General features: G+C 69.6%; 12 protein-coding genes. 2 read left to right on the top strand and 10 right to left on the bottom strand.

Going from position 1 to position 8,349, the window contains the following annotated elements; genetic code table 11:
- Positions 1-70 precede the first annotated feature (70 nt).
- From Mterra_RS03875 to lipB, 3 genes are all read right to left on the bottom strand, one after another.
- Positions 71-460, bottom strand: coding sequence for a DUF3054 domain-containing protein (locus Mterra_RS03875; RefSeq protein ID WP_119313974.1), 390 nt, complete (start codon positions 458-460; stop codon positions 71-73).
- A gap of 104 nt (positions 461-564) precedes the next feature.
- Positions 565-1,542 carry a lipoyl synthase gene (lipA, locus tag Mterra_RS03870; protein ID WP_119313971.1) on the bottom strand — a complete coding sequence of 326 codons (978 nt, stop codon included), beginning with the start codon at positions 1,540-1,542 and terminating at the stop codon, positions 565-567.
- Positions 1,539-2,240 carry a lipoyl(octanoyl) transferase LipB gene (gene lipB / locus Mterra_RS03865; RefSeq protein ID WP_119313973.1) on the bottom strand — a complete coding sequence of 234 codons (702 nt, stop codon included), beginning with the start codon at positions 2,238-2,240 and terminating at the stop codon, positions 1,539-1,541. Before lipB ends, lipA begins: the two co-directional genes overlap by 4 nt.
- A 136-nt stretch (positions 2,241-2,376) precedes the next feature.
- On the opposite strand from lipB, the gene Mterra_RS03860 reads away from it, so the two are divergent.
- Positions 2,377-2,934: a YIP1 family protein gene (locus tag Mterra_RS03860; protein ID WP_119313970.1), complete on the top strand. Its 558-nt coding sequence runs from the start codon at positions 2,377-2,379 to the stop codon at positions 2,932-2,934.
- Positions 2,935-2,995: 61 nt separating this feature from the next.
- Complete coding sequence (locus tag Mterra_RS03855) at positions 2,996-3,445, top strand: MOSC domain-containing protein (RefSeq protein WP_245971522.1); 450 nt, start codon at positions 2,996-2,998, stop codon at positions 3,443-3,445.
- Here the strand turns inward: Mterra_RS03855 and Mterra_RS03850 are convergent.
- From Mterra_RS03850 to rpsF, 7 genes are all read right to left on the bottom strand, one after another.
- Positions 3,390-3,926 (bottom strand): Dph6-related ATP pyrophosphatase, encoded by a 537-nt coding sequence (locus Mterra_RS03850; RefSeq protein ID WP_245971521.1) that lies wholly within the window; start codon positions 3,924-3,926, stop codon positions 3,390-3,392. The two genes, Mterra_RS03855 and Mterra_RS03850, sit on opposite strands and share 56 nt — an antisense overlap.
- Positions 3,916-5,061 carry an alpha/beta hydrolase family protein gene (locus Mterra_RS03845; RefSeq protein ID WP_119313969.1) on the bottom strand — a complete coding sequence of 382 codons (1,146 nt, stop codon included), beginning with the start codon at positions 5,059-5,061 and terminating at the stop codon, positions 3,916-3,918. Before Mterra_RS03845 ends, Mterra_RS03850 begins: the two co-directional genes overlap by 11 nt.
- 21 nt (positions 5,062-5,082) lie before the next feature.
- Positions 5,083-6,192: an aminotransferase class I/II-fold pyridoxal phosphate-dependent enzyme gene (locus tag Mterra_RS03840; RefSeq protein ID WP_119313968.1), complete on the bottom strand. Its 1,110-nt coding sequence runs from the start codon at positions 6,190-6,192 to the stop codon at positions 5,083-5,085.
- A gap of 146 nt (positions 6,193-6,338) precedes the next feature.
- Positions 6,339-6,788, bottom strand: a complete 450-nt coding sequence (gene rplI / locus Mterra_RS03835; RefSeq protein ID WP_119313967.1) for a 50S ribosomal protein L9 — start codon at positions 6,786-6,788, stop codon at positions 6,339-6,341.
- A gap of 10 nt (positions 6,789-6,798) precedes the next feature.
- On the bottom strand, positions 6,799-7,083 hold the full coding sequence (gene rpsR / locus Mterra_RS03830; protein ID WP_027892584.1) for a 30S ribosomal protein S18: 285 nt from the start codon (positions 7,081-7,083) through the stop codon (positions 6,799-6,801).
- Complete coding sequence (locus Mterra_RS03825; protein WP_027892583.1) at positions 7,080-7,922, bottom strand: single-stranded DNA-binding protein; 843 nt, start codon at positions 7,920-7,922, stop codon at positions 7,080-7,082. The genes rpsR and Mterra_RS03825 overlap by 4 nt, the downstream gene beginning before the upstream one ends.
- Positions 7,923-8,036: 114 nt before the next feature.
- Entirely contained in the window at positions 8,037-8,339 is a 303-nt protein-coding gene (rpsF, locus tag Mterra_RS03820; RefSeq protein WP_027892582.1) for a 30S ribosomal protein S6, read from the bottom strand.
- Positions 8,340-8,349 lie beyond the last annotated feature (10 nt).

Here is an 8,349-nt window from a genome sequence, read left to right as displayed (position 1 = left end):
TAAACCCTCCCCGCGGGCGGGGAGGGACGGGGAGGGGTTCACCACAAGCTGACGGCTGATAGCCGACGGCTCAAAACTTACCGCTCACCGCTGAACGCCGCCCCGCGACCAGCCGTGCCAGGCCCCGCCAGGCCAGGAGCAGGGCCAGGGTGGAGCCCAGCGTTACGCCCCAGAAGATGAAAAAGCCCAGGTTGAAGTCCCGGCCCAGGGCCAGGAAGCGGAACATCACGCCGGCCGAGACGGCCAGCGCCCAGGTGAGGAGCAGGTTGCGCCAGGTGGGGCGGGTGTAGGTGCGCAGGAAGGGGGCGATCATGAACCAGACCACCAGGATGGGGAGGGAGTTCTCGAGGAAGCCCCTCCAGGCGGCCGCGAAGCCGTTGAGGGTGCCGTGCATCGCCTGCCCGATGAGCGCGAAGAGCACGAGGCACAAGGCGTCGCCCCGGGCCAGCACCCGCCCCATAGGGTGCGCGGCCTTGGTTTGGGGTGCGGGTTCGGTCATGGCGAGTGTCGGGAATGTCGAGGGTCGAGAGCCAAAGTTGCCCCCAGACCCCCGGCCTTCGGACCCTAGACGCTCTGCGTCGCCTCGAAGAAGACCTTCTCGGCGCGGTAGGAGCTGCGCACGAGCGGCCCGCTGAAGACCTCCATGAAGCCTTCCTCGTAGCCCCACTCGGCGTAGGTGGCGAACTCCTGCGGCGTCACGTAGCGCTCGACGGGGAGGTGGTGCTTGGTGGGGCGTAGGTACTGGCCTAAGGTGAGGATGTCCACGCCCACCGCGCGCAGGTCGCGCATGGCCTGGCGGATCTCCTCTTCCGTCTCGCCCAAGCCCAGCATCAGGCTGCTCTTGGTGAGCACGGCGGGGCGCGCCTTCTTGGCGTGCTCGAGCACCCTGAGGGTCTGGTCGTAGCCCGCGCGGGGGTCGCGCACCCTGGGCGTGAGGCGGCGCACGGTCTCGAGGTTGTTGGCGAAGACCTCCTGGCCGCCCTCCAGCACCGTCTCCACGTCGCGGAGGTTGCCGCGGAAGTCGGGGGTGAGGGTCTCGACCTTGACCTCGGGGTCGCGCTGCTTGATCTGGCGCACCACCTCGGCGAAGTGGGAGGCCCCGCCGTCGGGGAGGTCGTCGCGGTCCACCGAGGTGAGCACCACGTACTTGAGCTTCATCTCGGCCACCGCCTCGGCCACGTGGACGGGCTCGAGGGGGTCCACCCAGCCCTTGGGGTTGCCGGTGTCCACGGCGCAGAACTTGCAGGCGCGGGTGCAGATGCTGCCCAGCACCATGATGGTCATGGTGCCGTGGCCCCAGCACTCCCCGATGTTGGGGCACATGGCCTCCTGGCACACCGTGTGCAGCTTGAGCCGCTGGGTCATGGCCTTGAGGCGCTGGTAGTTGGGCCCGGTGGGCACGGTGGCGCGTAGCCAGGCGGGCTTGTGGCGGTCAACGGGCTCGGGGCGCTCCTGGGCCACGCCGTTGTGGATGACCTTGAGCTCGATCACCCCGCCGGTGCTGAAGTCTTCGAGTTGGACGGTCTTGACGTTGTCGCTCATGTAAGCTCCTTCGGGGCGTCGTACGCCGCACGCCGCACGTCGAACGCCGGGAATTCCTGCTCGAAGGCCTCGACCACCCGCTCGGCCACCTCGTCCATGCTGACCTCGTGGCCCAGCAGCTTTTGCAGGCTGGTGACGCCCTTGTCGCGGATGCCGCAGGGCACGATGAGGTTGAAGTCCTCGAGGTCGGTGTTGACGTTGAGGGCGAAGCCGTGGAAGGCCACGTCCTGCTTGACGGCCACCCCGAAGGCGCACAGCTTCTCCTCGAGGTCGGGCCACGAAGGCACCGGCGCGGGCCGCTTCACCCACACGCCCGCGTAGCCGGGGCTGGGGTAGGCCTCCACGCCGTAGCTCCCCGCGACGCGCATGACGGCGGCCTCGAGCCGGCGCAGGTAGTCGCGCACCCGCCGCCCCACCGGGAAGATGGGGTAGCCCACGAGCTGGCCGGGGCCGTGGTAGGTCACGTCGCCGCCCCGCTCGATCCAGAACAGCTCGATCCCCTGGGCCCGGTACTGCTCCTCGCTCAGCAGCAGGTTCTCGCCGGTGGCCCCTCGGCCTAAGGTGATGGTGCGGGGGTGCTCGAGCAGCAGCAGCGTGGGGGGCCGCTCCCCGGCGACCACCCCGGCGTGGACCTGTTTCTGGTACTCCCAAGCCTGGGCATAGGGCACGCGGCCCAGGCGCTCCACCCGGAAGGGCATTCCGCTCACGTCCTCCAGCATACGCCCGCGGCAGGGCTCTTTGGAGCCTAAAGACACCATCATCGGGCCGTGAGCGGCCATCGGGGTTACAATCAGGTGGAAGCACTACCGCGAAGCCGAACCGGGAGGAACCCCTATGAACCCCAGCCCCTCCATCACCCAGACCATCAGCACCATGTTCAGCCAGAGCCTGCAGGTGCTCACCAAGCCCAGCGCGGCCACCTTCGAGCAGTACGAGGCCAAGGGGACCCTGCGCGAGGCCCTGATCTACGTGCTGCTCTTCGCCGTCATCGGGGCGCTGGGGAGCCTGGGCGGCGGGGTCACGGCTTTCCTCAACAGCATCATCGCCACGGTGGCGGGCTTCTTGGTCTTCGTCTACCTGGTCCACACCATCGGCAAGAGCCAGGGCGGCACCGGCAGCCTCGACCACGTGGCCTACACCTTCGCGCTGTTCTGGGGGCCGTTGTCGGTGCTGCTGGGGATCGCCACGCTCATCCTGATCATCACCCTCATCGGCATCCTGCTGCTGCCGCTGCTGTTTCTGGCCTTCCTGGCCGTCAACATCTACTTCGGCTACCTCGCCGTGCAGTCGAGCATGAACCTCACCGAGAGCGGCAAGATCTGGATCACCCTCATCGGGGCTGCGGCGGGAAGCTTCCTGGTGAGCATGGTGGTCGGCGCGATCCTGGGCTGAGCGGCTGGTTTTCGCGCGCGGCCCTGACTCACTGACGGGCTCCTCTGCTAGCATGGGGCCTATGCGCCTGATCGCGGTCAACCTGGGGAAGGAGCGGCAAGTGCAGGTGGGGGAGCGCACCGTGCGCACGGGGATCTACAAGACGCCGGTGACGGGCAGGGTGCGCGTGGACGCCTACGGCCTCGAGGCCGACGTGGTCACCGACACCAAGCACCACGGCGGGCGCGACCAGGCGGTTTACGCCTACAGCGCCGAGGACTACGACTGGTGGGCCGAGCAGCTCGGCGAGGCGCTCGAGCCCGGCACCTTCGGTGAGAACCTCACCCTCTCCTCCTTCGGGACCCAGCCGGTGAGGGTGGGCGACCGCTTCCGGGTGGGCGAGGTGCTGCTCGAGGTCACCGCGCCGCGCATCCCCTGCGGGGTCTTCGCCACCCGCATGAACGACCTCGAGTGGGTCAAGAAGTTCCGCAAAGCCCGGCGGCCTCGAGGTCGGCCACGGTTTGGGCGGTGAGGGCACGGCCTAAGAAGCCGGGGCCCAGTTGGGGGTTGCAGGAGACGATGACCGCCTCGAGCCCCTCGGCCACCATGCGGCGCACCAGGGCGGCGCGGTCCTCCTTCCACAGCGGCAGCACCGGCTCGAGGCCCGCCCGCGCGCACACCTTCTCCTCCCACTCGCGGTGGGGCTCGAAGTCGATGTCGCCGAAGACCGCGTGGGTCACGCCGTGCTCGAGCCGGACCTGCTCGAGCGCCCCCACGAAGCGGCTCTCGTACTCCGACCAACTGCTGGGGAAGGCCACCAGGGGCACCCCCATGGCCCGGGCCTGCTGCTCGAGGACGGGGCGGGGGATGCCGTGGGAGCGGGAGATCCGGCCCTCCTCGTTGAGCACGTTGAGCAGGACGGCGGGCTCCAGGCCGCGCCGCCGGGCCTGCAGCACGGCGTAGCAACTGTCCTTGCCCCCGCTCCAGGAGGCGACGAAGCGCCTAGCGTCCATGCTCGAGGCGGATGCCCACCCTGGCGCGGGGCCGGAAGCCGGGGAGGCCGGGCTCGAGGTACTGCCCGGCCGGGGCGTCGGCCTTGAGGTGGTGGGCGAAGAAGGCGGCGGCGAAGTGGCGGGCGAGGTCGAAGAGGCGCTCCTTGTCCCACACGGGCTCCCAGCAGCGCTCGAAGTCCTCGGGGGTGGCGCGGGCCTCGGGCGGGCAGACCACGAAGGGGTTGTGGCGGGCGCCCTCCAGGGTCAGGAGGTACTTGGCCTTCGACCCGGCGCGGCGGTAGACCTCGAGGCCGTCGCGGGCGTAGGTCGCCACGTCGTCCTCCTCCCCCACCGCCACGAAGAGCGGCACGGTGAGCCTGGGCAGCGAGCCGTAGTACCAGGGGGCGCCGTAGGGGGCGATGACGAACACCGCCTTCACGCGCGGGTCGGGCCGGACCGCCTGCGCCCCCCGCTGGGGCTCGACCTGCGCCAGGAAGGGCAGCAGGAAGCAGGGGCCCTCGTTGCCCGCCTTCTGGCAGTACTGCTCGAGCCCGGCCCGCTCGATGCCGGCCCCGGCCGCGTTGAGCACCGAGTAGCCGCCGTAGCTGTAGCCGATCAGGCCCGCCGTGTCGCCGTCGGCGCTGGGCACGCTCTTGGGCACCTGGCCCAGCACGAAGAGGACGTCGAGCGGGCGTTCGACGAGCGAGGTGACGTAGGCGGGCTGGGTGAGGTCGCGGTAGAGGCTGCCGGTGTGGTCGATGGCCGCCACCACGAAGCCCCTCGAGGCCAGGTGCTCCATCAGGTAGGCCGACTGGTAGCGGCTGCCGGGCTGCCCGTGCGAGTAGACGAGCAGCGGGAACTTCCCGGCCTCGGGCGCCGCGTCGCGCAGGGCCTGGCCCGGCAGGTTGAACTCCACCGAGCCCACGACGCCCCGGTAGACGGCGGGCGGGGCTGCCGTGGACGCGCGCCGGGCGGGGTACCACACCTCCACGGTGAGGCCGCGGGCGCGGGCGGGGTCGGTGAGCTGCAGGGTGCGGACCCCCACGGCGTGGGGCCCGGGCGCGGCCAGGGGCGGGGCGTCAGGCCGCTGCACGGGGGTCCTCTGGGACAGGGCGAAGGCGCACAGCGTCAGGGCGAGGGCGGCGATTTTCCACATGGCCCAGGATACCCGCTGGGCTCACCCCCGCGAAAGGAAGCGCTCGAGCCGCCCCAGCGCCTCGGGCATGTTCTTGCGCCCGTAGCCCACCCGCAGGTGCCCCGGCTGGTCGTAGACCGTGCCCGGCAGCAGCAGCACGCCCGTCTCGCGCACCACCTCCTCGCAGAACCCCGCCACGTCCCGCGGCAGCTTGAAGCGGGGGAAGCCGATGGGGCTGGCGTCGGGCCGCACCCACTCGAAGACGTGCGCGTGGCGGGCGAAGAAGCCCTCCAGCAGCGGCAGGTTGGCCCGCACGATCTCGAGGTTGCGCGCCACCAAGACCTCCCGGTGGCGCAGGGCCAGGGCGCTCAAAAACTCGCTGGGGGCGCTGTTGCAGATGCTGGTGTAGTGCTTGAGCTCGAGGCAGCGCCCGATCACCTCCGGGTCGCGGCTCGCCAGCCAGCCCAGCCGCAGCCCCGGCAGGCCGTAGGTCTTGGACATCGAGCCCAGGCTGATCGCCTTCTCGTACACGTCGCAGGCGGCGGGCAGGCGGGTGGCGGGGTCGTGCTCGAGCTCGCGGTAGACCTCGTCGCAGAAGACGTACAGGCCGCGCTCGCGGGCGAGTGCCATCACCCGCTCGAACACCCCGCGCTCCATCAGGGTGCCGGTGGGGTTGTTGGGGGTGTTGACGTAGAGGAGGCGGGTGTTGGGCCGCAGGAGGCGCTCGAGGGCCGCGAAGTCGTTGGCCCAGCCGTCCTCGTAGCGGCGCTCCCAGGTCGAGACCTCGGCGCCGGTGCTGCGGGCGAGCTCGAGCGCCGACTCGTAGCAGGGCGTCTCCACGATCACGTGGTCGCCGGGGCCCACCAGCGCGTGGTAGACCAGGAAGATCCCCTCCTCGGCGGCGGCGGCCACCAGCACGTCGTCGGGGGTGAGGCGCTCGTAGACGGCGGCGATGGCCTCGCGCAGGTAGGGCGCGCCCGGCGACTCGGTGTAGCCGAGCCACAGCCGGTCGAGGCGCTCGCGGGCGTCGGGCTCGAGCGCCAGCAGCTCCTCCACGCTGCGCGACTCGGCGTCGGAGCTGGAGAGCATGTACCGGGCGGTGAACTCGTACTTGGCGTAGTACTGCTCGATGCGGAAGGGCTTGAGCTTCATGCCCTCGAGTCTGGGGGATTCGGGGCCCCGCCGTCTAGGGTGAACCCGGCCCGGTGCCGCGCGGGGGTCACGCCCGCGCTGCGCTCGAGCGGCAAAGCGAAGAGGGCGGCCGCCAGGGCCGCCCTCCCGCGAACGCCGACGGCCGGTCAGGCCTTGTCGGCGACGACCACCACCTTGAGGTTCATGGGGACCTCGGGGTGGGGCTTGTAGACCAGGGTGTACTCGCCCAGGTCCTTGATGGGGCGCTCGAGCACCAGGCGCTTGGGGTCGATGCTGATCTGGTGCTGGGCCTCCAGCGCGGCGGCGACCTCGCGGCTGGTGACCGAGCCGTAGATCTTGGTCTCGCCGGCCTTGACCTTGAGCTCGAGGGTCAGGGGCTCGAGGATCTCCTTCAGGCGCTCGGCCTCGGCCTTGCGCTCGGCGGCCTTCTTGGCCTGGGCGCGGATCTTGGCCTCGAGGGTCTTGAGGTTGGACTCCGTCGCCAGCGTGGCGATGCCGCGGGGCAGGAGGTAGTTGCGGGCGTAGCCCGGCTTCACGTTGACCACAGCGCCCACGTCGCCGAGGTTTTCCATGGGTTCAAGCAGAATCACCTTCATGGCTCACCTCTTACTTGCGCACCAGCTTCTCGACGTAGGGCAGCAGGCCCATGTGGCGGGCGCGCTTGATGGTGCGGGCCAGCTTGCGCTGGTCCTGGGCGTTGAGGCCGGTGCGGCGGCGCGGCAGGATCTTGCCGGTCTCCGACAGGAAGCGCTTGAGGATGTCGACGTTCTTGTAGTCGTTGAGGTCGAAAGCCCCAACGGCAGCCGCCACCTTGGGCTTGCGGCTGCGGCGGGCGCCACGGTCCGGGCGGTCGCCCTTGGCGCCCTTAGGTGCTACTTTCTTGGTGCTCAAAAGGGTAGATCCTCCTCCGGTGGGAAATCTTCTAAGCCTTCGTCAATGTCCACCTTGCTCGTACGGCCTCTGGCCGGAGCCGCGGCTTTCTCGCGCTCCGCGCCACCGAGGGAGCCGGCTCCACCATTACCGGTTCCACGGGCAAGGCGCTCGAGGCGGCTGGCTTCCACTCGGGTGGTGTAGCGCCGCTCGCCGGTCGAGCTGGTCCAGGAGTCGTTCACCAAGCGTCCGATTACGAAAGCCCCGTCGCCCTTCTTGAACTCGGCGGCCCACTCCGCTAAGTCGCGCCAGGCCTGGCCTTCGACGTAGTGCACCTTCTCCTGCTCCCCCTGGCGGGTCATGAGCCGCTCGTTGACCGCCAGCGAGAAGCGGGTGACGGCGGTGCCCTGGGGGGTGTAGCGCAGTTCGGGGTCACGGGTGAGGTTGCCCACCAGCATCACGTGGTTGAGGCCCTCGCGCAGGCGGTGCTGCCCGCGCGCGTCGGTGACGGTGAGCTCGCCGCGCTTGCCCTCGAGGTTCACCACCTCCAGGCGGTCGGCCTTGATGTCGAGCGAGCTCTTCTTCTGGCCGTCCTGCTCCCAGGAGCGGTACTCGAGCTTGCCCTCGACGAAGAGGGCGGTGCCGGCCTTGAGGCTGTCGCCCCAGAACTCGGCGCTCTTGCCCAGGAGCTTCACGCGGTGGTACCAGGCCAGTTCACGGGTGCTGCCCGATTCGTCGGTGATGATGTCGTTGCCGCCGAGGTTGAGTTCCAAAACAGCCAGCCCCCCGGGGGTGTAGCGCATCTCCGGGTCTTGGGTCAGGGTTCCAACGAGCGTTACGCGGTTGAGTCCTCGTGCCATATCGGTCGTCCTTTTCGGTCGGTTTACGTTCGTGTCATTCTAACTGCTCTACCTGGGGGCTTGGGCCTGCTTGGGGTCGGCTAGGGGCTTGGAAAAGCTTGGAAGAACCAACCCTTACTTCTTGCGCCACTCGGGGCGGTCGCGGATGATCAGCACCCGGCGCACGTTGTCCCGCAGGCGCAGCTCCTTCTCCAGGGGCTGGGCGCTGGCGCCTTCCATCTCGAGGGTGTAGAAGAGCACGTAGCCCTCGGGGTCCTTCTGGATGGGGTAGGCCATGCGGCGCTGGCCCCACTCGTCGGCGGCCTTGACGGTGGCCCCGTGGCGGGTGATGGCCTGCTGGATGAGGTCCTTCTCCAGGGCCACCTGCGCCCCGTCGAGGTTGGGGTTGAGCACCAGGTTGAGGTCGTATTGCGGCATATTCACCTCC

The organism is Calidithermus terrae (assembly GCF_003574345.1).
GTDB classification, from domain to species: domain Bacteria; phylum Deinococcota; class Deinococci; order Deinococcales; family Thermaceae; genus Calidithermus; species Calidithermus chliarophilus.
Note: the sequence above shows the minus strand (reverse complement) of the source record. Positions and strands in the feature narration are given on the sequence as shown.

Bases quoted from the DNA above. Each gene is read 5' to 3' on its own strand.
- Mterra_RS03840 (WP_119313968.1), bottom strand. From the start codon at position 6,192: ATGAAGCTCAAGCCCTTCCGCATCGAGCAGTACTACGCCAAGTACGAG.
- Mterra_RS03855 (WP_245971522.1), top strand. From the start codon at position 2,996: ATGCGCCTGATCGCGGTCAACCTGGGGAAGGAGCGGCAAGTGCAGGTG.
- lipA (WP_119313971.1), bottom strand. From the start codon at position 1,542: ATGAGCGACAACGTCAAGACCGTCCAACTCGAAGACTTCAGCACCGGC.
- rpsF (WP_027892582.1), bottom strand. From the start codon at position 8,339: ATGCCGCAATACGACCTCAACCTGGTGCTCAACCCCAACCTCGACGGG.
- Mterra_RS03875 (WP_119313974.1), bottom strand. From the start codon at position 460: ATGGGGCGGGTGCTGGCCCGGGGCGACGCCTTGTGCCTCGTGCTCTTC.
- rplI (WP_119313967.1), bottom strand. From the start codon at position 6,788: ATGAAGGTGATTCTGCTTGAACCCATGGAAAACCTCGGCGACGTGGGC.
- Mterra_RS03845 (WP_119313969.1), bottom strand. From the start codon at position 5,061: ATGTGGAAAATCGCCGCCCTCGCCCTGACGCTGTGCGCCTTCGCCCTG.
- Mterra_RS03825 (WP_027892583.1), bottom strand. From the start codon at position 7,922: ATGGCACGAGGACTCAACCGCGTAACGCTCGTTGGAACCCTGACCCAA.
- Mterra_RS03850 (WP_245971521.1), bottom strand. From the start codon at position 3,926: ATGGACGCTAGGCGCTTCGTCGCCTCCTGGAGCGGGGGCAAGGACAGT.
- Mterra_RS03860 (WP_119313970.1), top strand. From the start codon at position 2,377: ATGAACCCCAGCCCCTCCATCACCCAGACCATCAGCACCATGTTCAGC.
- lipB (WP_119313973.1), bottom strand. From the start codon at position 2,240: ATGCCCTTCCGGGTGGAGCGCCTGGGCCGCGTGCCCTATGCCCAGGCT.